We start from the raw sequence: 25,304 nt of genomic DNA, 5'->3' as shown, positions 1-25,304 counted from the left end.
TGCCGGGTCAGCCGGCCCAGGGAAGCGGGTGGCCCGAGGTGCCCCAGTACAGGGACTTCTGGCGCTGGTAGGCGCGGATCGCGTCGCGGCCCTTCTCCGTTCCGAGGCCGCTGTCCTTCCATCCGCTGAACGGGGTGGAGGCGCTGAACTGCTTGTACGTGTTGATCCAGACCGTGCCGGCCTCGATCCGGCGGGCGAGCTGCCAGGCGGCTCTCAGGTCACGGGTCCAGATTCCGCAGGCGAGCCCGTAGATGGAGTCGTTGGCCTGGCGGACCAGGTCGTCCTCGTCGTCGTAGGGCAGGGCGACCAGGACGGGCCCGAAGATCTCCTCCTGGCAGGTGCGGGAGGTGTTGGGCAGTCCGTCCAGGACCGTCGGGAGGTAGTACGCGCCGTCCTGGTAGCGCTCGCCCTCGGGCGCCGAGCCCCCGCACAGGACCCGTGCGCCCTCGGAGCGGGCGAGGTCCACGTAGGCGGCGACGGAGTCGCGGTGGCTGTGGTGCACCAGGGGGCCGACCTGGGTGCCCGGTTCGGTGCCGGGTCCGACGCGCAGCTTGCGGACGCGCTCGACGAGTTCGCCGACGAAGGAGTCGTAGATCTCCCGGGCCACGAAGAGCCGGGAGCCAGCGATGCAGGACTGCCCGCTGGAGGAGAAGATTCCGAACATCACCCCGGCCAGGGCCTGCTCGATGTCGGCGTCGGCGCGGACGATCGTCGGCGACTTGCCGCCGAGCTCCAGGGAGACGGGGATGAGCTTCCGGGCGGCGAGCGTGGCGATGGAACGACCGGTCTCCGTACCGCCTGTGAAACCGATGCGGGCGACGAGGGGGTGGCGTACGACGGCGTCACCGACCACCCGGCCGCTGCCCGGCAGTACCGACAACAGGGCGGTGGGCAGGCGGAACTCGTCGAGGGCCTGGGTGATCAGGCGGCCGAGGGCGAGGGAGACGAGGGGTGTCCAGGCGGCCGGCTTGAGCAGGACCGCGTTCCCGGCGGCGAGGGCGGGCGCGATCTTCTGCGCGTCGCTGGCGACGGGAGAGTTCCAGGGGTTGATCGCGCCGACGACTCCCAGCGGCTCGTACGCGCTCATCGTGACGTACGGGCCGCGGGACGGCGTGACCGAGTCCTCGGCGGTCTCCAGAGCTGCCGCGATGTAGCGGAAGGTGCCTGCCGCACTGAGCGCGAGGGCGCGGGTCTCGGTGAGCGTCTTGCCGGTGTCGGCGGTCTGGAGTGCGGCGAGGTCGTCCGCCGCCTCCTCGGTCAGCTCGGCGATGCGGTGCAGCAGCCGGGCGCGCTCATGGGCGAGCAGGTCCCGCCAGACCGGGTCGGCGACTGCCTTCGCCGCGGCTTCGGCCGCTTCGTCGACCTCGTCGGCGGAGGCGGTGTGGAGGGTGGCGAGGACGAGGCCGGTCGCCGGGTCGACGGTGTCGAGCAGCTCGCCCGCTCCGCGTCGCCACTGGCCCGCGATCAGGATGTCGGTGGGGATGTGCGGCACGGGTGTACCTCCGGGCGAGGTGGCGGGCAGGGCTGGGCCGCAGGTGAGGGAGCACGGGGTGCGTTCCGTCACTCGAAACCGTCGAAGTGCTAGAAATCTAAGTGCTTAACTATTTTTCCGCAAGGACCCGGGGTGAAATCGTTGCCTTCCATGCCTTGAGCACGCCCTCCGTGGCGTCGATGATGAACACCAAGTTGCCGGAAGCAAGATTCCTAAGCTCTTAACCATTGACCGCTTAGATACTGGAACCTACTGTCTCCGCAACTGCTCTGCCCGCGGAAGGAACCCCTCCATGACGACTGTGGCCGGCAAGCCAGCCCTCGGCTCCATAGCCGCGAGACTCGAACGACTGCCGCAATCGCGCTGGCACGTCAAAGTCCGGTTCCTGATCGGCGCCGTCACGTTCTTCGAGGCGTTCGACCAGTTGCTGGCCGCCTCCGCACTGCCCGTCCTGATGAAGGAATGGAACCTGACCACCGGCCAGGCCACCTTCGCCGTGACCTCCGCCTCCATCGGCATGCTGCTCGGCGCCGTCGCCGCGGGCTGGCTGGGCGACCGGATCGGCCGAGTGCGCACCGTCGCCCTGGGCGTCGCGATCACCGGCCTCGCCAGCCTCGCCGTCGCCTTCTCGGGCAGCATCGAGACCTTCTCGCTCTTCCGGTTCGTCCAGGGTCTCGGCATCGGCGGCGTCGTGCCCGTCGCGGCTACGTACATCAACGAGATAGCCCGCTCCGACAAGCGGGGCCGCTTCGTCCTGCTGTACGAGATGATCTTCCCTGCCGGTCTGGCGGCCGCCACCCTGCTCGCCGTCTGGGTGGTGCCCAACTTCGGATGGCGCGCGATGTTCGTCGTCGGCGGCCTCCCGGTGCTGATCGCCGCCGCGCTTCCGCGCCACGTCACGGAATCCCCGCGCTGGCTGCTGGCCCGTGGACGTACGCAGGAGGCCGAGGAAGCCATCAGCCTCATCGAGGCCGAGGTTGCCCGCGCCACCGCCGAGCCGCTGCCCGCACCGGCCGCCGGCGCCCCCGACGAGGCCTCCCAGGGCCGTCTGCGCGACCTGTTCCAGGGCCGCTACCTGCGGCGCACGGCGGTCCTGTCAGGCCTGTGGTTCGTTGCCTACTACGTGAACCACGGCATCTCCACCTGGTTGCCGTCGCTCTACACGAAGCAGTTCGGCCTGGATCTGACCACCGCACTCGTCTACACCCTGCTCAGCAACGTCACCGGTCTGCTCGGTACGTTCATCATGGCTATGGTGATCGACCGCCTCGGCCGGAGGCCCGCCCTGATGAGCGCGCTCGTGGGCACTGTTCTCTCACTCGGCGTGCTCGCCCTGCTCGGCGCGACCTCGGGCGGCCAGGTCGCCGTCTTCGCCTCGTGCACGACGTTCTTCCTGTACGCGATCAACGCGGGTCTCTACCTGTACTCCCCCGAGCTGTACCCGACGGCCAACCGGGCCAAGGGGGCGGCGTTCGGTGGCCTGTGGAACCGGTGCGGCGTCATTCTCGGCCCGGTGACCGTGGGCGCGATCATCGGAGCCGGCGGCAGCCTGGGGCTCGTCTTCGCCCAGCTCGCCGTGGTGGCCGCGGTGGGCGCCGCGATCGCCTGGTTCGCGATCGAGACCAAGGGCAAAACACTGGAGGAGCTCAACTCCTGACGCACCCGGAATTCCAGGTGAGGGGCCGGTGTCCCGGAGCAGTGATCACTGCTCCGGGACTCCGGCCCCCAGCGTGTGCCCCAGGGTGCCGAGCAGCCCGGCCAGCCGGCGCCGGTCCGCAATCCCCAGCCCGGCGAGCAGTTCGCGCTCCTGGGCGGACCGTGCGGCGGAGACCCGGTCGGACAGCGCGATGCCCTCGGGAGTGAGGCACAGCCGGACGATCCGGCGGTCATCGGCGTCGCGCTCACGCCGGATCAGGCCCACCGCCTCCAGACGGTCCGCGTGCTGGGTGAGGCCGCCCGCACGGACGGTGCCTGCGGCCGCCACCTCGCCCATGGTCCGGCGGTGGGGCTCACCCGCGTCGCGCAGCGTGGCAAGCACCTCGTAGGCGGGCGGAGTGATGCCATACGCCCGGACGGTCCTGCCGACGAGCTCCTGATGACGCCTGGCGCACTCGCTGAGGCTGTCGAACAGGGACGAGGCGGAATCGTCCGCGCCAGGGGGTGCTGCTTGCGCGGACCGCCAGGCTTCCGGGCGCCGGGCGTCCGGCTGTCCGGCTTCCGGGTGCCTGGCCTCCGGGTGCCCGGCCTCCGGGTGCCCGGCCTCCGGGTGCCCGGCCTCCGGGTGCCCGGTCTCCGGCATCTCGGGGCGGGTGGACGAGGCCCCGCCGGAACCCTGGGTGCCGTGTTCCTGGCCGCGGGCGGAACGGAGGGCGTCGCCGAAGGCGGTGGTGAGCACGTCCGTCAGCGCGGGAGCGAGTTCCCCGGTCGGGACGGAAACCGCCGGATCATGCGCGAAGACATAGCGTTCCATGATCACGCCGAAGAGAACGCTGCGGATCATGGCGATGCGCACCTCCGCCTCGGCCGAGTCGCCGAGCAGCCGCGCGAGCGGTTCGCCGACCTGCTTCTCCAGGATCGTGCGCAGCAGTTCCGCACTCGGCGGGTGGCTGACCGCCGAACGGATCAGAGCGGGCCAGGGATCGTCGGCCGGCAGCCGGTCCCACCGTTCCAGGTAGGCCCGGGCCAGGGCAGCCGGCAGATCACCCGTGGCGTCGGCACCGAGCACATCGCCGCTGACACCCGCTCCACCCCCGACCGCCTCGCGGAACAGCCCGTCCTTGGTGCCGAAGTACGCCATCACCAGGCCCGGTGTCACCCCGGCCTCGGCCGCGATGGCGCGGACCCCGACACCCTTGTAGCCGTGCGCGCCGAACAACCGGCGGGCAGCATCGAGGACCGCGCGTCGATTGCCTTCCGGGTCGTGGGAGCCGGGGCGGCGCGGCGCTGCCGCCGACTGCCCGGCATCGGGGGCGGGACTTCCGGCCGCTCGTCGACGGCCCTTGCTCATCGGATCCACAGGCCTCACATTAAACGAGTGTTCATAAAAACAGTCGTTCAAAAATGGTCACACTGTGTGCACGGGGCCGGACCGGAAGGTGAGTGGAAGTCCGCTGCCGCCACGCCGCACCGCGATGATCTCGGCCATGATCGACACGGCTGTCTCCTCGGGTCCCCGGCCGCCGAGATCCAGGCCGACCGGGGAACGCAGCCGTGCGATCTCCGCCTCGGTGGTGCCGGCCGCACGCAGTCGTTCGAGCCGGTCCTGATGCGTACGGCGGCTGCCCATGGCGCCCACGTATCCGGCCCGGCTGCGCAGCGCGAGCGCGAGGACCGGCACGTCGAAGCGGTGGTCGTGGGTCAGCACGATCACCGCGGTCCCCGGGTCGACCAGATCCTCCTGGGTGCGGAACCATCGCTCGGGCCGGTCGGTGACCACCTCGTCGGCGCCGGGAAAGCGCTCGGGCGCCGCGAAGGCGGGCCTGGCGTCGCAGACCGTCACGCGGTGCCCGAGCGCGGCGCCGATGCCCGCCAGGGGCCGGGCGAACTCGGCCGCGCCGAAGATCAGCAGCCGCGGCCGGGGGGCGAACGACTGCACCAGCAGCTCCCTCTCCGGCCCGCAGGCAGCGCCGTCGGCCGCATCGTTTCCGCTGGTCACGAGCCCACTCACGGCCCGTCCGAGCATGCCCTCGGCGGCCAGGACCGCCGCTCTGTCCGCATGCGGGTCACCCAGGGAGCCGGTCACCGTCCCACCGCCGACGGCCAGTCCGCCGCCGTCGAGGGGAGTGACCAGAGCCACCGGTACGCCGGCCGCCAGATCGGAGGCGACACGGCCGAGCGGCACCTCGGGCCCCACCTCACGGATCAGCACCTCGATCGTGCCGCCACAGGTCAGACCCACCGCGAAGGCGTCCTCGTCACCGACGCCCCAGCGCTCGACGGTCGGGGCGGCGCCCGCGAGCACCTCCTCCGCGATCGCGCAGACGGCGGCTTCGACGCAGCCGCCGGAGACGCTGCCGACGATACGGCCGTCCTCGGACACCAGCATCGACGCGCCCGGCGCGTGCGGCGCCGAGCCCCAGGTCCGCAGAACGGTCGCCATGGCGAAGCGGATTCCGTCGCGCTGCCAGGCGTCCGCCTGCTCGAAGATGTGTCGCACGTCGCTCACCTCGGACTGGGAAATCTCGGACAGCCTCTTGCCAAGAAGAAACTTTAGTGTAAATCATTTTAGGTACTAGATAGATCTGTACGTGTCGAACGGAACGGCGCGACGACGACCAGAGAGGAACGGTGGCAGCAGGTTGAAACCCTCATCCTTCGACTACACCGCCCCCAGCACCGTCGGCGAGGCGGTCGCCCTCCTCGCCGACGAGGAGCGGGAGGCCAAGGTCGTGGCGGGCGGCCAGTCCTTGATCCCCATGCTGAACATGCGCCTCGCCAGACCCGAGCTGCTCGTCGACATCACCCGCATCCCGGAGCTCGGGCGCCTTCACGTCGACACGGAAGGCAACCTCCGCATCGGAGCGGCCGTGCGGCAGGCCCGCGCGGCCGCCGACCCTGCGGTACGGGACGGGTGGCCCCTGCTGGCCGCCGCGATCGAGCAGATCGGCCACCCGCAGATCCGCAACCGCGGCACCGTCTGCGGCAGCCTCGCCCACCACGACCCGGCCGCCGAGCTGCCCACCGCGGCCCTCGCCCTGGACGCACGGTTCGTGATCACCGGGCCTCGCGGTACGCGTACCGTCACCGCCGAGGACTTCTTCGTCGCGACCTTCTCCACGGCGGTCGAGGCGGACGAACTCCTCACCGAGGTCGTGTTCCCCCCGCTCCCGGCGGGTCACGGCTGGGCCTTCGAGGAACTCACCCGCAGACACGGCGACTTCGCCACCGTCGGCGTGGCCGTCGTGCTGGAACGGAGCGCCGGGACGGGCACGGTCCGGACCGCCCGTGTGGTCTTCAGCGGCGCGGCCCCCGTCCCCGTACGGCTGGCCGCATCCGAGGACGCACTCGTCGGCAGCAATGCCGGCGGGCAGGCCCTCGCCGCGGCGGCCGACGCCGCTCTGGCCGGGCTCGCCCCCTCCGACGACATCCATGCCTCCGCCGAGTACCGGCGCGAAGGCGCCGCTCATCTCCTCGTCCGCGCCTGCACCACCGCCTGGGAGCGCTGCTGATGACCCCGTCCGTCCCCACCCCGCTCGCGGCGCGTACGCCGCCTCTCGCCGAGCCCTCCGCCTGGCACGAGATCTCCCTCACCGTCAACGGCCGTCCGGTCAGCGCCCAGGTCGAGTCCCGGCTGCTCCTCAGCGACTTCCTGCGCGACCGGCTCGGTCTCACCGGTACGCACGTCGGCTGCGAACACGGGGTCTGCGGCGCCTGCACCGTCCTCGTCGACGACGAACCGGTGCGTACCTGTCTGACTCTGGCCGTGCAGTGCCGGGGCGCCGAGATCCGCACGGTCGAGGGCCTCACCCCCGGCGACGCCCCGCTCACCTCCGTGCAGCGGGCCTTCCACGAGTGCCACGGCATGCAGTGCGGCTTCTGCACGCCCGGGTTCGTGATGACGGCGACCGCCCTCACCGAGCAGCCGGAGCGCCCGGACAAGGAGCAGGTCGCCGACGCACTCAGCGGGCACCTGTGCCGGTGCACCGGCTACCGCAACATCCGCCGTGCCGTGTGCCAGGCACTCGACGAGCGATTCGGGGAGTGACCCGCATGTCCCAGGATTCCCACCCGCACCGGCCCGGCGACGGGAGCTGGATAGGCCGCTCCGTCCCGCGCGTCGAGGACGACCGGCTGCTGCGCGGCAACGGCCGCTATGTCGACGACATCGCCCTGCCCGGCGCCGTCGAGGCCGCCTTCCTGCGCAGTCCGCACGCTCACGCCCGCATCGACTCCGTCGACGTGAGCGCGGCGCTGGCCGCACCCGGCGTCGTCGCCGTCTGGACCGGCGACGACGTGGCGGACCTTCCGGCGATGCTGAACAAGGAGGAGCTGCGCACCCCGCCGGGGCTCGCCGAACTCCTGGACCCGGTGGTCCGCATGACTCCCATGCCGCTGCTCGCCGCCGACAAGGTCCTCTACGTCGGCCAGCCCGTCGCCGTGGTCTTCGCCGAGAACCGCTACCTCGCCGAGGACGCCCTGGAACTCGTCGACGTGCGCTACTCCCCGCTGGCCGTGCTCGTCGACCCCGAGCTCTCCCTTACCCCTGACGCGCCTCGGTTGCACGAGGAATTGCCCGACAACACGGCGGTCACCGTCGCCGCCCGTGTCGGCGACCCGGACGCGGCGTTCACCCGCGCGCACACCGTGGTGAGCGAGCGGTTCGAGGCCCACCGGTACGTCGCCTCCCCGATCGAGACCCGCGCGATCTCGGCCCAGGTGGAGCCGTACAGCGGCCGGCTGACCGTCTGGTCGGGCACCCAGACCCCGCACCGGCTGCGGGACGCCATCGCACACACCCTGGGGCTGGAACCCGCAGCCGTCCACGTCATCGCGGCCGACGTCGGCGGCGGTTTCGGCCAGAAGGGCATCCTCTACGTCGAGGAACTCATCGTCCCCCATGCCGCTCGCCGCATCGGCCGCCCCGTGCTGTGGCGCGAGGACCGCAACGAGAACCTCACCGCCTCCTCCCACGCCCGCGAGCAGATCCACCGCATCGAGCTCGCCGCGGACTCCGAGGGCCTGATCATCGCCGTACGTGACCGGATCACCGTCAATTTCGGCGCCTACAACATGACCGGCCTCGTCGTGCCGTACAACTCGCTCTGCCATCTGCTGGGCCCCTATCGCATCCCCAACGTGGACATCGACGTGGTCGGTGTGCTCACCAACACCACCTTCGCCACGCCCTACCGGGGAGCCGGACGCCCGGAGACGGTCTTCGCCATGGAACGCGCGATGGACAGGCTGGCCGCGGAACTGGGGATCGAGCCGGAGGAGCTGCGGGCACGCAACCTTGTCGGGCCGGACGCGATGCCGTACGCGACCGGACTCGTGGACCGCTCGGGCCGACCGCAGACGTACGACTCCGGGGACTATCCCGAACTGCTGCGCCGCGCCGTGGCCAAGGCCGATGTCGAGGGGGTGCGCGCACGGCAGCGCGCAGGTGACCGTGACGGAAAGTACGTCGGCATCGGATTCGCCATGTACATCGAGGCCACCGGCCTCGGACCGTTCGAGACCGCCCGGATCGACGTCGCCCCCAGCGGCAGGGTGCGCCTCGCCATCGGCGCCCCCTCCCAGGGACAGGGGCACCGCACCTCCATGGCACAGATCGCCGCGGACGCCATCGGGGTGCCGTTCGATGCCATCGATGTGGTCGGCGGGGACACGGAGGCCACCCCGTTCGGTGTGGGCACCATCGCCAGCCGGGCCCTGGTCAACGCGGGCAACGCCACCCACCGGGCCGGTCGGCTGGTCCGCGAGAAGATCGTCGAAGCGGCGGCGCGCCGTCTCGGCGTCGACGCGGACGGACTCGGCCTGCACGACGGCGTCGTGTCGTCCAAGGAGCCGGGCGGCCCGTCCATCGGTCTGGCCGAGCTGGCCGGGCGCGCACCGTTGCCCGGCACCCCGGAACCCGCCGACGGGCGGTACGGCACGGAGATCAGCGAGACCGTGCACTTCCGCCCACCGGGTTTCGCGGTCTCGGCCGGAGCACAGGCGGCGGTCGTCGAGGTCAACGCGCACACCGGCGGCATCGAGATCCTGCACTACGTCGTCGTCCACGACGCGGGCAACATCGTCAACCCGATGATCGCGGAGGGCCAGGTCACCGGCGGCATCGCTCAGGGGATCGGCGGTGCCCTGTACGAGGAGATGGTCTACGGCCCCGACGGCCAGCCCCGCACCGGCACGTACATGGACTATCTGGTGCCCACGTCCTCGGAGATACCCGACCTCGACATGGACGAGACCTTCACCCCCAGCCCGATGAACGATCTCGGGGTCAAGGGGCTCGGAGAGGGCGGCGCGATCGCCCCACAAGCGGTGCTGGCCGGTGCCGTCGAGGACGCGCTGCGCCCCTTCGGCGTGGTCGTACGCCGCGGGCCGCTCTCCCCCAGCCGGGTCCGTGACCTGATCCGTACGGCCGACCGCATGTGAGCCCGGGCAGCACCTGACCCGTTCCGCACGTGAGCCCGTGCAGCGCCCGACCTGTTCCGCACCTGAATCCGGCCCGTTGATGACTCCGCGTGACCGCCGCGGCCGGACCTCCCTCATTCCGGCCCGGCCGGCAGCTCCTCCGATTGGACACCCATGCAACTCGACCACTCCTTCACCGTCCCGGCAGGTCCCGACGACGCCTGGAAGCTGTTCCTCGACCTCGACCGGGTCGCACCGTGTATGCCCGGCGCCGTGCTGGACACCCTCGACGGTGACTCGTTCACCGGCCGCGTCAAGGTCAAGGTCGGCGCGGTGCAGATGAGTTACCGCGGCGAGGGCACCGTCAGCCGCGACGGGTCCGCCCGTTCGATGCACCTCGACCTCAGCGGGAGCGAGACCCGGGGCTCGGGTACCGCGTCGGCCACGGTCACCGCGACGCTGGCCGCCGACCCGCTCGGCACCCGGGTGCGTGTACGTACGGACCTCGACATCACCGGCCGTCCCGCCCAGTTCGGCCGGGGCATCATGACGGAGGTCGGCGACCGCATCGTCCAGCAGTTCGCCACCCGTCTCGAAGAGCTGCTGCGGGGCTCCGGGGACTCCGGTTCCGTCACTGCGGCGGCGGGCGCGGCGATGCCGTCCGCCCGGTTCCCGTCCGAGCCGGAGGCGGTGGACCTCGGAGCGGCGGTGCTGCCCGTACTGCTCAGGAAGGCAGCCGTGCCGACGGCGGCGGTGCTGGTCACGGTCGTGGTGATCCAGCTGCTGAGGCGACGTTCCCGCAGGTGATGCGGGCTGTCCGGCCCCTCCCCCGGTCCGGCCCATCGCCTCAGCGGTAAGATTCTCAGTGCCGTGACAAGTGGCGGGCGCTGTACGAGGGGATGGGCATGGCTGCATCGAAGCCGGTGGACCGGGACGCCGTCGCGAGCGTGATCGAGGACTGGGCACGTGAACGCCCCGAGCTGGACACCAGTCCCCTCGAGGTCCTCGCGCGCCTCCACCGTTCCTTCCTGCGCTACAGCACCAGGCTGACGGCGTCGATCGAGCGTCACGGTCTTTCCGTGGCCGGCTTCGACGTGCTGACCGCTCTACGGCGGTCCGGAGCGCCCTTCCGGCTGACGGCAGGTCAGCTCGCGGACACCGGACTGGTGTCATCGGCAGGAGTGACGCTGCGGATCGACCGCCTGGAGAAGGACGGTCTCATCGTTCGCGAGCGGGACGCCGACGACCGCCGGGTCGTCTACTCCCGTCTGACCGACAAGGGCCTGTCGACGGTGGACACCGTGTTCTCTGAACACCTCGACAACGAACGCCGGATGCTCAGCGGGCTCTCGCCGTCCGAGTGCCGCCAGCTGGCGCGACTGCTGCGCAAGCTCGAGGTCTCGATCATCCATTCCGACGAGGAACCGACCACGGCGTGATCAGCGGTGTGGCGTCCCTCATCCGAGGAATGCCGCGGTGGACGCCACGAACGCGTCGGGATCGTCGAGCCACGGGAAGTGCCCGGCCCCGGACTGAACGACCAGCTCGGCGTGCGGGAACAGACCGGCGAACTCGTTCACCGCGGGCGGTGGGGAGTTGAGGTCGACCTCTCCTGCCAACAGGAGGACAGGCCCGGGGAACCGTGCGAGCGCCGCCCGGGTGGTGTCCGGATCGAAGGCGCCCTCGGCCGCGAACACGCCCGCCGCCTCCGCGTTCTTCTGAGCGGGCTCCGCGGCCCGGAACGCCTTGGCCGCTTCGTCCCAGCGGCCGTGGAAGAACGGGGCGATGGCTTCGAACGCTTCGGGGGTCGCGCTGCCGGCAACGATCGCTTCCAGGGCGGCGAAGGCCTCGGGGAACCACGGCTCGTCCCGGCGGAGGCGGGCGGTCCCGCGCCGGAGTTCTCCCGTGATCGTGATGCCGACGGCCATGACGCTCGGCGCGATCAGCGCGAGCCTGCCGACGCGCTCCGGGTGGCGCTCCGCGTACAGCACGGCCAGATTGGCGCCGGCCGAGTGCGCGAGGACGTCCACCGTGTCGAGGCCCAGGTGCACGCGCAGGGATTCCACGTCGTCGACGAGCCGGTCGCAGCGGTAGGAGGAGACATCCTCGGGTACGGCCGACCGTCCGGTTCCGCGCAGGTCCAGCATGATCAGCTGCCGGTGCGCGGCGAGGCCGCCGAGGTTCCCCAGGTACACGGAGTCCTGCATCGGTCCGCCGGGAAGGCAGAGCACCGGAGCGCCCTCTCCGAACGCATGGCAGGCAAGCTCGGTACCGTCATGGGCGGTGAAGGCGATCATGGCCAGGAGTCTGCCAACGGCGTACGGCCGGAGCAACCGGATATTGCACGGTGGTCGACGGGCGAAGTGGTGCGCCCGCTAGGCGCACGCGCGGCCCGGATACTCGTCGTCCTCCGGCGCCCCGGCCTCCCGCATTCTGCGCAGGACCTCACGCAGGTCCGTATCGGCCACTTCGGCAGGCATGTTGAGCTCCCTGTCGAAGACCATGCTCGCCCCGTCCGTGTTCCAGATGACCCACCGGGCGGCCGGCGCGGGCGTCTTCTGCCACAGCCCTGCCCATCGTTCGGGTGCTTCCGTTCGTCCACTCACGGCTTTCCCGTCTCCTTGGTGTCACGGCCGGCCACGTACGTGGCTACGACCTCGATGTCTCCGATGCGCGAGGGGTCGACGCGCCTCGGATCGTCCCCGAGCACCACGAGGTCGGCGCGTCTGCCCGGGCTGAGGGTGCCGGCGGTGTCGTCCCACCGGCAGGCGTGGGCACCGGCGACGGTGTAGGCACGCAGGGCCTCGTCGACGGTGATGCCTTCGCCCGGTCCGATCAGCAGGCCGGAGGCGGAGGCACGCTCGACCATGAACTGGATCGCGCGCAGCGGCGCACCGTCCGTGACGGGCCGGTCGGAGCTGCCCACGAGTGTGACGCCGTGGTCGAGGAATCCCCGGCCCCGGTACATCCACGCCGCTCGCTCCTCCCCCATGACGGCCGCGTAGTCGTCGCCGAAGTAGCGCAGGAAGTTGGGCTGGATCACGGCGCTCACGCCGAGGCGGGCGAAGCGCGGCAGCTGATCGGGCCTGATCAGCCCGGCGTGCTCGACGCGGTGGCGCGCGTCCGGCCGGGGCCTCAGCCGTTGCGCCCGCTCCAGCGCGTCCAGCGCCAGGTCGGCGGCACGGTCGCCGATGGCGTGGACGGCGAGCTGCCAGCCGGCGAGGTGGCCGTCCACGATGAGGTCCGTGAGACGGCCGGGGTCGTCCTGGAGCTGCCCGGTGTGGGTCATGCCCTCGTACGGGGAGGTGAGCGCCGCGGTGCGCGCCATCATCCCGCCGTCGGTGTAGATCTTGAGCGCCCCCAGCGAGAGCCAGCCGTCGCCGAACCCGGTGCGAATGCCCAGGTCCATGGCCCGCGAAATGCCGTCGTCGCGGTGCGCGGCGCGTGGCCGCAGGGTGTCTCCCGCGGCCATGAGCTGGACCCTCAGGGGCAGCCGGCCCTGGTCCCGGAGCAGTTGGTACGCCCCGGCTTCGACCGGGCTGTTGCCCAGGAGGCCGCCACCGATGCCCGCTTCCGCGCACGCGGTGATGCCCTCGGCGAGGCAGCCGCGGGCCGCGTACTCGATCGCGTCGGCGAGCTCCTCCTGGGAGTACGGCAGGCGCAGTCCGCGTGCCGCGGTCATGGCGCCTTCCGCCAGGAAGCCCTCCTGCTGCGGCACTCCGGCCGGGAGGAGCTCCAGGACCGCGCTGTTGACCACGCAGGCGTGTCCGGAGTCGTGCATCAGGAACACCTTGCGCCCCTGGCTGACCCGGTCCAGTTCGGCGGCGGTCAGATGGCGTCCCAGGGCCCGTTGGTCGTAGCCGGCGATGTCGACCCACGCACCGGGCGCAGGTGTCCGCGTGACGGCCTCCGCGACGACGGCGAGGACGTCCTCGACCCGCTCGCAGGGGGCGACGCTGGGCGTGCTCGCTCTGAGACCGGTCCATGCCAGGTGTACGTGGCTGTCGATGAAACCGGGCAGCACGGTGGCGCCCTGGAGATCGATGACCTCACGTGCGGGGAGGGCGGCCGCCTCGTCGTCGAGTCCCACGATCAGGCCGTTCCAGATGCCCAGTTCGTGGGCGACGGGGCGGTCCGGGTCCATGGTGAGGATGTGTGCGTTCGTCAGCCTCGTGGAGAGCATGGGCAGTCAGTCACCGGTCGTCGCAGGTCGCGGCCATCTCGTCGTCCGTGCCCGGCACTTGGGCAGGGCTGTCCGCCGCTCGGATGGCGGGCGACCGGCCGGAACTTAGGTAACGCTAACCTGATCCGGGCGGCCTGTCGACGGGGCGGACGGCGTGCGCCCGAGGTCGTGGCCGGACGCCCGGTCCGGCCACGACCTCGGGGCCCGGTCAGACGTCCTGGGGCCCGACGACCAGAACGATCTTGCCGGTGGTCCGGCCGGTCTCTCCGAGGGCATGGGCCTTCGCCGCTTCGGCGAGCGGGAAGGCGGCCTCGACATGGGCACGCAGGGAGCCCGCTGCCACGAGGCTCGCGATCGCCTCCATGCCGGCCCGGTCCGCCTCCACGAGCATGGAGACGACACGCACGCCCAGCTCGGCCGCCCTGTCCGCCTCGCCCGGGTCGGTCCCCGGCAGGAGGGAGACGAGGATGCCGCCGGTGCGCAGGACGCCGAGGGAGCGGGCCCGGGTGTCGCCGGACAGGGGGTCGAGGACGACGTCGATGTCCTGAACCACTTCGGCGAAGTCGACGCTGCGGTAGTCGATCACCTCGTCCGCGCCGAGGGAGCGCACGAAGTCGTGCTTGGCGCCGCTCGCGGTGCCGATGACGTAGGCGCCGCGGGCCTTGGCGATCTGGACGGCGAGGTGGCCGACGCCGCCCGCGGCCGCGTGGACGAGAACCCGCTGCCCGGCCCGGACCCCGGCGGTGTCGACGAGTGCCTGGTACGCGGTGAGGGCGGCCAGCGGGAGGGCTCCGGCCTGGACGTGGTCGATACCGGCCGGCTTGTGGGCGAAGGCCCGCGCCGGCCCGCTCACGTACTCGGCGTGGGAGCCGAGTCCGTACGGGTACGGAAGCATTCCGAAGACCTCGTCACCGGGCTTGAACAGGGTGACGCCGAAGCCGACGGCCTCGACGGTCCCGGAGACGTCCCAGCCGAGGACGAGCGGCAGCCGGTCGAGGAACATGCCGCCCTCACGGTGCTTCCAGTCGGTGGGGTTGACGCCGGCCGCGCGGACGGCGACCAGAATCTGGCTCGGTCCGGGGGCGGGCAGCGGCAGGCGGACCTCCTCGAGGACGTCCGGGGTTCCGTAGGTGTTCTGGCTGATGGCGCGCATGGTGGCGGCGGGGGCAGCGCTGTTCGCTGTGCTGTGACTCATACGTCCAGCTTCGCGGCACCACCGGTTGAGTACCATGGCATGATTGCCACCTTTCGACAGGATTCTGCCATGGGACGTCCACACCGCGTCGTCGTGCTCGCACTGGACGGCGTGTACCCGTTCGAGCTGGGTATTCCGAGCCGGGTCTTCGGGGCCGCAGGGGGCCTGTACGAGGTCGTGACCTGCACCGTCGACGGACGTCCGGTGCACACCAACTCCGACTTCTCGATCAGTGTCCAACAGGGACCGGAGGCACTGGCCGAGGCCGACACCGTGGTGATCCCGCCCTTCGACACCTCGCGCATCACCCGGGAGGTACCGCCGCCGGTCGCTGCGGCCCTCGCGTCCGTACCGACGGGCACGCGCATCGTGTCGATCTGCACGGCCGCCTTCGTCCTCGCCGCGGCCGGACTGCTCGACGGTCGGCCGGCCACGACGCACTGGGCCGTCACCCGGCTCTTCCAGGAGTGGTTCCCTCACATCGCGCTGGATCCGGACGTGCTCTTCGTCGACGACGACGACGTGCTGACGTCGGCGGGTGCGGCCTCAGGAGTGGACGTGTGCCTGCACCTCGTGCGCAAGGACCACGGCAGCGCCGTCGCCAACCACGTCGCGCGCGCCTGCGTCGTTCCGCCGTGGCGGGACGGCGGGCAGGCCCAGTACATCGAGCAGCCCGTGCCCGGGGCGTCCGCGAACAGTACGGCCGCCACCCGCCAGTGGGCGTTGGAGCACCTGTACGAGCCCCTGAGCCTGACCGAACTCGCCGGCCACGCGCGCATGAGCCTGCGTACCTTCGCCCGCCGCTTCGGCGACGAGGTGGGAATGAGTCCGGGCCGCTGGCTGATCCAGCAGCGGGTCGCCCGAGCACGCCACCTGCTCGAGTCCAGCGATCTCCCGGTGGACGACATCGCCGCGCAGGTCGGCTTCGGCACCGGCACGTCGTTGCGTCAGCACCTGCACACGGCCATCGGCGTGACTCCGCTCGCCTACCGGCGTACGTTCCGCGGCATGCCGGCGGACGCCCGCTGAGCTCACCGGTCCTCGTCGGCCGGCAGGTCGAGCCGGGTGAGGTGTTCGGGCGTCAGCGCACGCAGGAAGCTCACGGCGTCGAACGCCTCACCCACACCGGCCACACCCGTCGCCTTGCAGCGCCCGTCGAGGATGCGCGCGACCGCTTCCACCACGAGCGGCGCCGTGACGGCGTAGATGTCGCGCCCTCCTGCGACGGCTCGGCGTGTCTCACGGCCACGGCGGACGACCGCCTCGACGAGGAAGTTCTGTGCGGAGCGCCCTCTTTCGTCGGCGGGTACGGGCGCCGGGGTCTCCGCGGCACGGATGTCCTGCAGTGGCGCGAGGTTCATCACCGCGCGCACCTCCGGCGTCCGCACGTGGCGCGGGAGGGTGACCTGGTCGGCCGTCGCGAACGCGCTGGCGTCCTGGGTGCCGAACGGCTCCGGGAAACGCCACGGGAAGACGTCCTGGGAGTAGTTGAAGGGCTGGAGCCGCCCTCCCGTGTACGTGAGGTGCTGCCCGGCGTTGGTCTCACCCGTGAGCCGTGTGCCGGGAGTCGGGTGCCAGCTGTCGAGGCCATAGGCAAGGGTGACTTCGTCGGCGTCCGGCCAGTCGCCCAGGGCCGCGGTGGCGAGGAGGTCACCCAGGCCGCCGTAGAAGGCCAGGGACGGCACGAGGAGGACGCCCGCCTCCCGGGCGCTGTCGCCGTAGGTGTCGAACAGGGCGGCGGTGACGCCCTGTTCGGCCGCGACGTCAAGGTACGGGATGCCTGCACGGAGCGCCGCCCGGGCGACGGCAGGAGTCGTAGCGACAAACGGTCCTGCACAGTTGACGACTGCCGCCGCACCGTCGAGGGCACGGTCGAGGGACGCCGGGTCCTCTGTGGACGCCACACGCACGGACAGGTCGCCGTCCGTGCCGCGCAGCGCGTCGAGCTTCTGGCGGTCCCGCCCGACAAGAAGGGGTGTCAGGCCCCGGCGCAGCAGCTCCGCCACGACGAAGCGGCCGGTGTGGCCGTAGGCGCCGAGCACGGCAACCACCGGCCGCCCGGAGCGGTTCCCGGCGGACGGTGCGGCAGATGCGGAAGGGGCGTAGCTCATCGTTGACTCCTGGTCTCCGGAGGGCGAAGTGCCCCTGCCCGCAATGATCTACGCCCACCCAGTACGTCACCAGCGGCTGAAACGACGAGGGGCGTACAGTTTCGGACATGCGAACAGTGGTGATGGTGCTCACCGAGGGCAGCATGCTCTTCGAGGCCGCCGCGGCCTGCGAGGTCTTCGGCACGGACCACTCCGACCTCGCCGCCCGCCCGTGGTACTCCTTCAGCGTCTGCGGTACGGACGGGGCCCGCGTCGGGAGCTGGTTCCGGGCCGAGGCCTCACGGGGGCTGGAAGCCCTGGCCGACGCGCACACGGTGGTCGTCCCGGCGTGGCGTGGCGTCGACGGGGACCCGCCGGAGGAGTTGGTCGACGCCGTCCGTACCGCCCACGCGGCGGGAGCACGGATCGTGTCCCTGTGCACCGGGGCTTTCGTCCTGGCCGCGGCCGGGCTCCTGGAGGGACGCCGAGTCACCACGCACTGGGCCCATACGGACCTGCTCGCCGCGCGGTACCCGCGCGTCAGGGTCGATGCCGGAGTGCTCTTCACCGACGAGGGCAACGTTCTCACCTCGGCGGGGAAGGCCGCGGGTATGGACCTGTGCCTGCACATCGTCCGTGCCGACTACGGGGCGACGGTGGCCAACGCGCTCGCCAGACGTCTCGTCACCCCGCCCCATCGGGACGGCGGCCAGGCACAGTTCATTCCGGCGGCCGTCACGCACGGGCGCGACCACCCACTCGCCGATCTGCTTCCCTGGGCGCTGGCCAGGCTCGACCAGCCGCTCACGGTGGAGGACCTGGCCCGGCAGGCGGGCATGAGCAGCCGCAACCTGGCCCGCCACTTCCACGCCGTCACCGGAACGCCACCGTTGCGGTGGCTGCTCAGTCAGCGCGTGCGGCGGGCGCAGGAGCTGCTGGAATCGAGCGACGCCGGCATCGAGCGGATCGCGGCGTGGACGGGCATGGGGACGGCCGCCACTCTGCGGCGGCACTTCACCCGCGTCACGGGCCTGCCGCCCGAGGCGTACCGGCGGACGTTCGGCTCCCGAGGGGCGTGACTCGGCGGACCGAACAGCAGCCGGTTCAGGTGCTGCTGCCCGTGAAGACGCCGGTGCCGGCGAAGGCGGCACCGGCGAAGCGCTCGCCTATGCGACGGTGCGACGCGGCGTCCGGGTGGAGCTGGTCGGGCAGCGGCAGTTCGGCGAAGTCCGCCTCACCGTAGAGCTCGCGTCCGTCGAGGTAGTGCAGGTTGCGGTCGTCGGCGGCCCGCACGGTGGTGATGCGGACGAGTTCCTGCCGGATGATGTTGAGCGTCAGGCGGGTGGGGTCCGCAGGATCGCCCGTGGCGAGGAAGCTCAGCTTCCCTTCTCCGATGTTGCTGAAGTCCGGGGCGGCCGGGCCGGGGGTGTCCTCGTGGATCGGGCAGAAGATGGGCGAGACGACCAGCAGCGGCGTGGTCGGGTGCCCCTCCCGGATGGTGTCGAGGAAGCCGTGCACCGCCGGACCGAAGGCACGCAGGCGCATCAGGTCGGTGTTGACCAGATTGATGCCGATCTTGACGCTGATCAGGTCCGCGGGGGTGTCCCGCATGGTCCGCGCGGTGAACGGGTCGAGCAGCGCGCTGCCGCCCAGGCCCAGATTGATCAGTTCCACGCCGCCGAGGGACGCGGCGAGTGCGGGCCAGGTGCCGGTGGGGCCTGCGGCATCGGATCCGTGGCTGATCGAACTGCCGTGGTGCAGCCATACCTTGCGCCCCGTGTCCGGTGCGGGCTCGATGGGGGCGTCGGTGCGCAGCGCGACCAGTTGGGTGGTCTCGTTGTGCGGCAGCCAGATCTCGACGTCCTTGTCGCCGTCGGGCAGATCGGCGAAACGGAGGGTGCCTGCCCCGCCGGGCTCGTGAACGACCGATCCGGTGGTCATGTCGATGGTGAGGGTGTTGCCGCCGGACACGCCGGCCCGGCCGGTCAGGCGGCCGTCGACGAGCAGGTCGTACATGCCGTCCGGGCGGGGCGGAGCACCCACGTAGACGCGCTTCGTCGGCACCGTGTCCAGTTCGACGGCGGTGGCGCGCGTGCGGAACACGAGCCGTACGCCGGAGGGCTGGGCCTCCGCCATCGACAGTTGACCGTCGGTGCACTGGGCGCGGGCCCAGGCGGGAAGCCGGTGCGGCAGGAGGCCCTGCGCGGTGTGCTCCAGGTCGAGGGCGCCGCGGAGGATGTCAGCGGTGACGGGCGTGGTGATCCAGTTGCGCTCGGTGTACATGTCTCAGCCTGTTGGTCGAAGCGTTCGGGTGCGTGGGGCAGTGGTCTCAGGGCGCGGGCCAGTTCCGCAGCAGGGCGTCGAGGGCGTCCATCATCCGGGTCCAGGTCTCCTGGGTGTCGGGGGCGCTGTGGCTGAAGCCTCCGCCCATCTCCAGGCTGACGTAGCCGTGGAAGAAGCTGCCCAGCAGCCGGACCGCGTGGGTCTGGTCGGGCTCCTGCAGGTCGTAGCCCCGGAGGATCGCGCGCGTCATCTGTGCGTGCCTGCTGCCGGCACTGGCGGCAGCCGCCTCCGGATCGAGCCTCAGCTGGGCGGCGGCGTAGCGGCCGGGATGCTCGTGGGCGTAGTCGCGGTAGACGTTCGCGAGGGCGGCCAGGGCGTCCTTGCCGGCCCGCCCCGCCAGGGCGGCGGCGCCACGGTCGGCGAGCTCCTCCAGTGCGAGCAGCGCGATCCTGGTCCTGAGGTCCTGGGAGTTCTTGATGTGCGAGTACAGACTCGCGACCTTGACATCGAACTGCCTGGCGAGGGCCGAGACGGTCACCTGCTCGAAGCCGACCTCGTCGGCCATCTCCGCTCCGGCCCGGGTCAGACGTTCCGCGGTCAGCCCTGCGCGCACCATGCATTTCTCCCGTTCGACAGAGCCCATTATGCATTTACCTAATACTATTAGGCAAATCACGTGGTCGTGTGACCTGGGCGCAGGAGGGGGCGGGCGGGGCGGGCCGCAGACATGCCAGGCGGCCCGCGCGGCGGGACGCCGCGCGGGCCTCCGACCTCCGCATTCACGGAAGGCCCCTACCGCTCACCGGTCCCGTGCTCCACCGGGCGCCCGTCCGTCCGCGACCGCGTCGAGTTCGGCGATACGGGCTTGGGCCCGGGGACCGTCGGCGCGCCCCATGGCGGTCCACTGCTGGGCCGGCACCCCGGGACCGTAGTTCCTGGATCCGCCGATGCTCGCGGCCAGCGTCAGGGCGCGGGCGCCCTCCTCGAGGAGCAGGATCGTACGGGCGAGGTCCAGCAGTCCGCCACGCCCCAGACGGTGGCGCCGCCGTTGGCCTCCAGGATTCCCGGGACCTCGGGGTCCTCGTCCAGCACCCGGACGATGAACGCGTCATCGGCCTCGCCGCCCGGTCCGCTCCTGCGGAGCTGTTCGGGGGAGGACGCCCCCCACCGGCGAACCGGGGGTGCGATCCCCGAGGCCGATGGTCACTGCGGCCGGCGCAGCCCCGCGACGAGGAGTCCGACCAGTCGGCGGGCGTCGTACCGGGGATCGCGGTCGGCTCCGATGCAGAGGTTCCCGACGCCGCGCATGAGCGCGTAGGCCTCCAGATCGGACCGGACCTCGCCGGATGCTGCCGCGGCGTCGAGCAGTTGGGTGCACACGGGCACGAGGCGGTCGAGGAAGTAGGCGTGCAGCGTGTCGAAACCGGCGTCGTCGGACTGCAGTACGGCAGCGAGGCCGTGCTTCGTCACCAGGAAGTCGACGAAGAGGTCGATCCATTGCCCCAGTGCGGCGTGCGGACTCCCGGAGGCGTCCAGCAGGGCGGGACCGGCCTCGGCACAGGCCTCGACCTGGTGTCGGTAGACGGCGATGATGAGGTCCGCCCGCGTCGGGAAGTGGCGGTAGATCGTGCCCATCCCGACCCCGGCCCTGGCCGCGATGTCGCGTACCGGTGCTTCCACCCCTGACGTGACGAACACCGCGGCGGCCGCGTCGAGCAGGGTCTCCTCGTTCCGCCGGGCGTCCGCCCGCTTGGACCGGGCCGCGCGCCCGGTCCCATCGTCGCCGTCCTTCACCGCGCCACTCCGTCCACTGTTGGGCTTGCCAAAGCGGAACACTGTTCCGTATCGTTAACGGAGCAAGGTTCCGTTTACTCATCATGCCAGAGCGCGGCCCGGCGACCAATCCGCGCCGCTGCCGCACTCCCCCGCCATGGAGGAATACGATCATGCAGTACCGCACCTTGGGCCGTACCGGCGTGCAGGTCAGCTCCCTCACGCTCGGCGCGATGAACTTCGGCAGGATCGGTCGCACCACCCAGGAGGAGGCCACCGCTGTCGTCGATGCCGCACTCGAAGGCGGGATCAATGTCATCGACACCGCCGACATGTACAGCGACGGCGAGTCGGAGGAGATGGTCGGCAAAGCCATCGCCGGCCGCCGCGACGACATCGTGCTGGCCACGAAGGCGAACATGCCGATGGGCGACGAGCGCAATCACCAGGGCAGTTCCCGCCGTTGGCTGGTCACCGAGCTGGACAACAGCCTGCGCCGTCTCGGTGTCGACCACGTCGATCTCTACCAGATCCACCGGTGGGACCCGCGCACCAGTGACGAGGAGACGCTGTCGGCGTTGACCGACCTGCAGCGCGCGGGAAAGATCCGCTACTTCGGCTCCTCGACCTTCCCCGCCTACCGCCTCGTGCAGGCCCAATGGGCCGCCCGCGAGTTCCACCTGGGCCGTTACGTCACCGAACAGCCCAGCTACTCGATCCTTCAGCGCGGTATCGAGACCCATGTGCTGCCCGTGACCGAGCAGTACGGGCTCGGTGTGCTGGCGTGGAGCCCGCTGGCCTCCGGCTGGCTGTCGGGTACGGTCCGCGAGGGCCGGGAGATCAGCACCAGCCGCTCCACGTTCATGCCTGAACGCTTCGACACCACCATCCCCTCCAACCGGGCCAGGCTCGACGCCGTCGAGCAGTTGGCCGGAGTCGCCGAGGAGGCCGGCCTGACCATGATTCAGCTCGCGCTCGGTTTCGTGACCGCCCATCCCGCGGTGACCAGCGCGATCATCGGTCCCCGCACACTGGACCACCTGCACTCGCAACTCGCCGCCGCTGACACCGTGCTCTCCGCCGACGTCCTCGATGCGATCGACGCGATCGTCGCTCCCGGTGTCGATCTTGCCGCGCACGAGAAGTTCGACACCCCGCCCGCGCTCCTCGACCCGTCGCTGCGGCGCCGCTGATCACCCGAAAGCCTTCCGCCCATTCATCCGGCGCCCCTCAGGAGCGGGCCGACATCGCTAGCCTGCTCACATGCCCGACAACACCGACCGTCCGCGACGCGACGACAGGCCCGAGGAGTCCCGGCGGGTGCATTTGGGCGGGATCTTCGACGAGGACGCGGAGCTGTACGACCGGGCCAGGCCCGGATATCCGCCGGAGCTGTACGACGGCCTCGCGGAACTCGCCGGTGTCCGCCCCGGCAGCCGCGTGCTGGAGGTGGGCTGCGGAACCGGCCGGGCGACGGTGCCACTGGCCGGGCGGGGCTGCCGGATCACCGCTGTCGAGGCGGGCGCGCGCATGGCCTCGGTCGCCCGCCGCAACCTGGCCGGGCCGCGTCGGTGGAGGTGGTGACGGCTCGGTTCGAGAGTTGGCCGTTGCCGCCGGAGCCGTTCGACGCGGTCGTCTCGGCGACGGCGTTCCACTGGATCGACCCCGCGGTGCGGGTGGTCAAAGCCGCCGACGCGCTGCGTCCGGGCGGCGCACTCGCCGTGGTGCGCAGCCAGCATGTGCGGGGCGGCACCGAGGACTTCTTCATCGAGGTCCAGCGCTGCTACGAGCGCTTCGACCCCCGGACGCCACCCGGGCTCAGGCCTCCGGCGGCCGCCGACGTCGACGGCTCGGACCACACGAATGAGGTGGCGCGAAGCGGCCGGTTCGGCCCCACGGCCTACCGCCGGTACGAGCAGGACCTCACCTACACCACGTCGGACTATCTGGAACTGCTGCGGACCTACTCCGGCCACCGAGATCTTCCGGAAGCAGCCAGGAGCGGCCTGCTCGGGTGCGTCGCGGGCCTGATCGAGAGGCGGTACGACGGCCGGGTGACGAAGCGATACCTCATCGAGCTGGGGGTGTCCCACAGAAGATGACGCCCAGGTCACCACATGCCGCACCCCGCGGCGTGCTCCGAACCCACTCACTTCTTCAGTCTGGAGAGTCCTGTTGAACACGTCACCGGTGAACTCCGCGGTGGACCAGCCGCACCGTATGGACCCGGCAGGCGGTTGCCCGCACGCGGCCAACGCCCGACTCCTCGCCCAGGGTGCCGTCACGTCGGTGATACTCCCGGGCGAGGTGGAGGGAATGGCGGTACTGGATCACGACGCGCTCAAGGAGTTCCTGTCGCACCCCGACGTCGCCAAGAACGCCCAGCACTTCGCGGCGCTCCAGGCCGGTGAGATCGCCGACGGCTGGCCTTTGAAGACGTTCGCCACCGTGCAGGGGATGACCACCGCCGACGGCACCGATCACCGGCGCCTGCGGTCTCTGGTGAGCAAGGCGTTCACCACCCGCCGGGTCGAGGAAATGCGCCCGCGCGTCGAGGCGTTGACGGCTTCTCTCCTGGATGACCTCGAAGAGGCGGCTACCGTCGGTGACGGTGCAGCCGATCTGCGTACGCACTTCGCGCTGCCGCTGCCGATGGGTGTCATCTGCGAACTGCTGGGCGTGGACGCCGAACACCACGACCGGCTGCACCACCTGTCCAACCAGGTGGTCGCCACGGACATCGGACCCGCGGAGGCGATAGCGGCCAACCGGGATCTGGTCGAGGTACTGGGTGCGGTGGCCGCCGCCCGGACGGGGGATCCGGGGGACGATCTCACCAGCGCGCTGATCGCGGCCCGCGAGGAGGACGGCGACCGGCTCGGCCCGCTCGAGCTGATCGGCACCCTGATGCTCATGATCATCGCCGGGCACGAGACGACGCTCAATCTGATCACCAACGCCGTACGGGCTCTGTGCACGCACCGGGATCAGCTCGCCCTGGTCCGCACAGGCCGTGCGACATGGTCGGACGTGGTCGAGGAGACGCTGCGCTGGGACAGTCCGGTCAGCTACTTCCCCTTCCGCTACCCGACCCGCGACCTGACGCTCGGCGGTACCGTGATACCCAAGGGAACTCCGGTGCTGGCCGGTTACTCCGCGGCGGGCCGCGACATGAAGGCCCACGGGCCCGACGCCGAACGCTTCGACATCACCCGTGACGGCGAGGCCCGGCACCTCTCGCTGGGCCATGGCGCGCACTATTGCATGGGCGCACCCCTGGCCCGGATGGAAAGCACGGTTGCGCTCGAGCAGCTGTTCACACGCTTCCCCGACCTCGATCTCGCCGTCCCCGACCCCGAACTGCCGCGCCACGCGTCCTTCGTGGGCAACAGCGTGCGGACGCTGCCGGTGCGGCTGCACGGCTGAGCCGGGCCGTCCGAGCGGCACTGTTGAGGCCGAACCGTCCGGGCGTCAACGGCGGCGGTTCAGGAGTGGGAGGCACCCCGGCAGTGGCGGGCGTGGGCGAGCAGGGCCTCCACCTGGACCCCGACCTCCGCGGCGTCGCGTACCGGGGCCGGGAAGAGGAGGCGGGCGTCGCGGTGGCCCTGGGCGTACTCGTAGCGGAGGGTGAACCCGTACCGGTCCATGGCGTACGGGCGGACGTCGACCACTCCGCGGCGCACCTCGGGGGCGGCCAGGCGGGCGAGCCGGGCGACCACGTCGTGGTGGTCGTCGTCCAGATGGCCCAGCATGGCCGCCTCCTGGAGCGCGAGGGCGTCCGGCTCCGCGCGGAACACCTCGTCGGGGCCGACGTGTTGGACACGCCCGTGCCACTGGATGCCGGCGCGCGCCGGGTCCAGGCCAAGGACCAGGACACTTCCGTGCCCCCGACCGGACGGCGAGAGCCATCCCGACAGCGTGACCCGGGCGCGGATCCGGTCCCGTGCCCGGACGGGCGCGATGTCGGTGAACTCCAGGAGCGCGCCCAGCGCGCCGTGCGGAGCGCACACCATCTCCGCGGCGAGCGGCGTGTCTTCGGGCACGCGGAGCACGAGCCGCCCGTTCTCGACCGTGTGCATGGCGATGAGGTCGTAGGACGCGCCGGCGGTGGTCAGGCTGAGCGAGCCCGCGGCGGCGATGACAGAGCGGATCCGCTCCGCGTGGGACAGCCGGGCGGTGCGGGCAGGGACGACTGCCATTGGCAACTCCTTA

General features: G+C 71.2%; 22 protein-coding genes and 1 pseudogene. 11 read left to right on the top strand and 12 right to left on the bottom strand.

Features of this window, described 5'->3' with window-relative positions:
* Positions 1-7: 7 nt before the first annotated feature.
* Complete coding sequence (locus ABZS61_RS07895) at positions 8-1,492, bottom strand: aldehyde dehydrogenase (RefSeq protein WP_356417280.1); 1,485 nt, start codon at positions 1,490-1,492, stop codon at positions 8-10.
* Positions 1,493-1,784: 292 nt separating this feature from the next.
* On the opposite strand from ABZS61_RS07895, the gene ABZS61_RS07890 reads away from it, so the two are divergent.
* On the top strand, positions 1,785-3,149 hold the full coding sequence (locus ABZS61_RS07890; protein WP_356417279.1) for an MFS transporter: 1,365 nt from the start codon (positions 1,785-1,787) through the stop codon (positions 3,147-3,149).
* 45 nt (positions 3,150-3,194) lie between these two features.
* Here ABZS61_RS07890 and ABZS61_RS07885 read toward each other — a convergent pair whose 3' ends face one another.
* Together ABZS61_RS07885 and ABZS61_RS07880 are read right to left on the bottom strand one after the other, a co-directional pair.
* Positions 3,195-4,499 carry a TetR family transcriptional regulator gene (locus ABZS61_RS07885; protein ID WP_356417520.1) on the bottom strand — a complete coding sequence of 435 codons (1,305 nt, stop codon included), beginning with the start codon at positions 4,497-4,499 and terminating at the stop codon, positions 3,195-3,197.
* A 57-nt stretch (positions 4,500-4,556) separates the two neighbouring features.
* Positions 4,557-5,648, bottom strand: coding sequence for an XdhC/CoxI family protein (locus ABZS61_RS07880; RefSeq protein ID WP_356417278.1), 1,092 nt, complete (start codon positions 5,646-5,648; stop codon positions 4,557-4,559).
* 142 nt (positions 5,649-5,790) lie between these two features.
* On the opposite strand from ABZS61_RS07880, the gene ABZS61_RS07875 reads away from it, so the two are divergent.
* The 5 genes from ABZS61_RS07875 (at position 5,791) to ABZS61_RS07855 (ending at position 11,007) form a co-directional block, all read left to right on the top strand.
* A complete protein-coding gene (locus ABZS61_RS07875; protein WP_356417277.1) occupies positions 5,791-6,660 on the top strand; it encodes a xanthine dehydrogenase family protein subunit M in 870 nt (289 codons plus the stop codon).
* The gene (locus ABZS61_RS07870) at positions 6,660-7,196 is read left to right on the top strand and encodes a (2Fe-2S)-binding protein (protein WP_356417276.1); all 537 of its coding nucleotides are present in this window, start codon (positions 6,660-6,662) and stop codon (positions 7,194-7,196) included. Before ABZS61_RS07875 ends, ABZS61_RS07870 begins: the two co-directional genes overlap by 1 nt.
* Before the next feature lie 5 nt (positions 7,197-7,201).
* Positions 7,202-9,589, top strand: coding sequence for a xanthine dehydrogenase family protein molybdopterin-binding subunit (locus ABZS61_RS07865; RefSeq protein WP_356417275.1), 2,388 nt, complete (start codon positions 7,202-7,204; stop codon positions 9,587-9,589).
* A gap of 153 nt (positions 9,590-9,742) precedes the next feature.
* Entirely contained in the window at positions 9,743-10,375 is a 633-nt protein-coding gene (locus ABZS61_RS07860; protein ID WP_356417274.1) for an SRPBCC family protein, read from the top strand.
* Positions 10,376-10,467: 92 nt separating this feature from the next.
* Positions 10,468-11,007, top strand: a complete 540-nt coding sequence (locus ABZS61_RS07855) for a MarR family transcriptional regulator (protein ID WP_356417273.1) — start codon at positions 10,468-10,470, stop codon at positions 11,005-11,007.
* Between the two features lie 18 nt (positions 11,008-11,025).
* Here the strand turns inward: ABZS61_RS07855 and ABZS61_RS07850 are convergent, their stop codons facing one another.
* The 4 genes from ABZS61_RS07850 to ABZS61_RS07835 all read right to left on the bottom strand — a co-directional run bounded on the left by ABZS61_RS07850 (position 11,026) and on the right by ABZS61_RS07835 (position 14,904).
* Positions 11,026-11,865, bottom strand: a complete 840-nt coding sequence (locus ABZS61_RS07850; RefSeq protein ID WP_356417272.1) for an alpha/beta hydrolase — start codon at positions 11,863-11,865, stop codon at positions 11,026-11,028.
* Positions 11,866-11,943: 78 nt separating this feature from the next.
* Positions 11,944-12,174 carry a hypothetical protein gene (locus tag ABZS61_RS07845; RefSeq protein ID WP_356417271.1) on the bottom strand — a complete coding sequence of 77 codons (231 nt, stop codon included), beginning with the start codon at positions 12,172-12,174 and terminating at the stop codon, positions 11,944-11,946.
* Positions 12,171-13,751 (bottom strand): amidohydrolase, encoded by a 1,581-nt coding sequence (locus tag ABZS61_RS07840; RefSeq protein ID WP_356417270.1) that lies wholly within the window; start codon positions 13,749-13,751, stop codon positions 12,171-12,173. The genes ABZS61_RS07845 and ABZS61_RS07840 overlap by 4 nt, the downstream gene beginning before the upstream one ends.
* Before the next feature lie 208 nt (positions 13,752-13,959).
* Positions 13,960-14,904, bottom strand: coding sequence for an NADP-dependent oxidoreductase (locus ABZS61_RS07835; RefSeq protein ID WP_356417519.1), 945 nt, complete (start codon positions 14,902-14,904; stop codon positions 13,960-13,962).
* A 111-nt stretch (positions 14,905-15,015) separates the two neighbouring features.
* On the opposite strand from ABZS61_RS07835, the gene ABZS61_RS07830 reads away from it, so the two are divergent.
* Positions 15,016-15,975: a helix-turn-helix domain-containing protein gene (locus ABZS61_RS07830; RefSeq protein WP_356417269.1), complete on the top strand. Its 960-nt coding sequence runs from the start codon at positions 15,016-15,018 to the stop codon at positions 15,973-15,975.
* 2 nt (positions 15,976-15,977) lie between these two features.
* Here the strand turns inward: ABZS61_RS07830 and ABZS61_RS07825 are convergent, their stop codons facing one another.
* Positions 15,978-17,057 carry a saccharopine dehydrogenase NADP-binding domain-containing protein gene (locus tag ABZS61_RS07825; protein WP_356417268.1) on the bottom strand — a complete coding sequence of 360 codons (1,080 nt, stop codon included), beginning with the start codon at positions 17,055-17,057 and terminating at the stop codon, positions 15,978-15,980.
* Between the two features lie 107 nt (positions 17,058-17,164).
* Here ABZS61_RS07825 and ABZS61_RS07820 point away from each other — a divergent pair, with 107 nt between their 5' ends.
* Positions 17,165-18,115, top strand: coding sequence for a helix-turn-helix domain-containing protein (locus tag ABZS61_RS07820; RefSeq protein ID WP_356417267.1), 951 nt, complete (start codon positions 17,165-17,167; stop codon positions 18,113-18,115).
* Positions 18,116-18,140: 25 nt separating this feature from the next.
* Here ABZS61_RS07820 and ABZS61_RS07815 read toward each other — a convergent pair whose 3' ends face one another.
* From ABZS61_RS07815 to ABZS61_RS07805, 3 genes are all read right to left on the bottom strand, one after another.
* Positions 18,141-19,319 (bottom strand): GDSL-type esterase/lipase family protein, encoded by a 1,179-nt coding sequence (locus tag ABZS61_RS07815; RefSeq protein WP_356417266.1) that lies wholly within the window; start codon positions 19,317-19,319, stop codon positions 18,141-18,143.
* Between the two features lie 46 nt (positions 19,320-19,365).
* Complete coding sequence (locus tag ABZS61_RS07810) at positions 19,366-19,935, bottom strand: TetR-like C-terminal domain-containing protein (RefSeq protein WP_356417265.1); 570 nt, start codon at positions 19,933-19,935, stop codon at positions 19,366-19,368.
* Between the two features lie 587 nt (positions 19,936-20,522).
* On the bottom strand, positions 20,523-21,113 hold the full coding sequence (locus ABZS61_RS07805; protein WP_356417264.1) for a helix-turn-helix domain-containing protein: 591 nt from the start codon (positions 21,111-21,113) through the stop codon (positions 20,523-20,525).
* A 152-nt stretch (positions 21,114-21,265) separates the two neighbouring features.
* On the opposite strand from ABZS61_RS07805, the gene ABZS61_RS07800 reads away from it, so the two are divergent.
* From ABZS61_RS07800 to ABZS61_RS07790, 3 genes and pseudogenes are all read left to right on the top strand, one after another.
* Positions 21,266-22,285 (top strand): aldo/keto reductase, encoded by a 1,020-nt coding sequence (locus ABZS61_RS07800; protein ID WP_356417263.1) that lies wholly within the window; start codon positions 21,266-21,268, stop codon positions 22,283-22,285.
* 70 nt (positions 22,286-22,355) lie between these two features.
* Positions 22,356-23,194: pseudogene (locus ABZS61_RS07795) on the top strand (class I SAM-dependent methyltransferase).
* Positions 23,195-23,312: 118 nt separating this feature from the next.
* The gene (locus ABZS61_RS07790) at positions 23,313-24,518 is read left to right on the top strand and encodes a cytochrome P450 (protein ID WP_356417518.1); all 1,206 of its coding nucleotides are present in this window, start codon (positions 23,313-23,315) and stop codon (positions 24,516-24,518) included.
* Positions 24,519-24,577: 59 nt separating this feature from the next.
* Here the strand turns inward: ABZS61_RS07790 and ABZS61_RS07785 are convergent, their stop codons facing one another.
* Positions 24,578-25,291 carry a DUF2470 domain-containing protein gene (locus ABZS61_RS07785; RefSeq protein WP_356417262.1) on the bottom strand — a complete coding sequence of 238 codons (714 nt, stop codon included), beginning with the start codon at positions 25,289-25,291 and terminating at the stop codon, positions 24,578-24,580.
* Positions 25,292-25,304 lie beyond the last annotated feature (13 nt).

The organism is Streptomyces sp. NPDC005566 (genome assembly GCF_040605575.1).
Taxonomy (GTDB): Bacteria; Actinomycetota; Actinomycetes; order Streptomycetales; family Streptomycetaceae; genus Streptomyces.
Note: the sequence above shows the minus strand (reverse complement) of the source record. Positions and strands in the feature narration are given on the sequence as shown.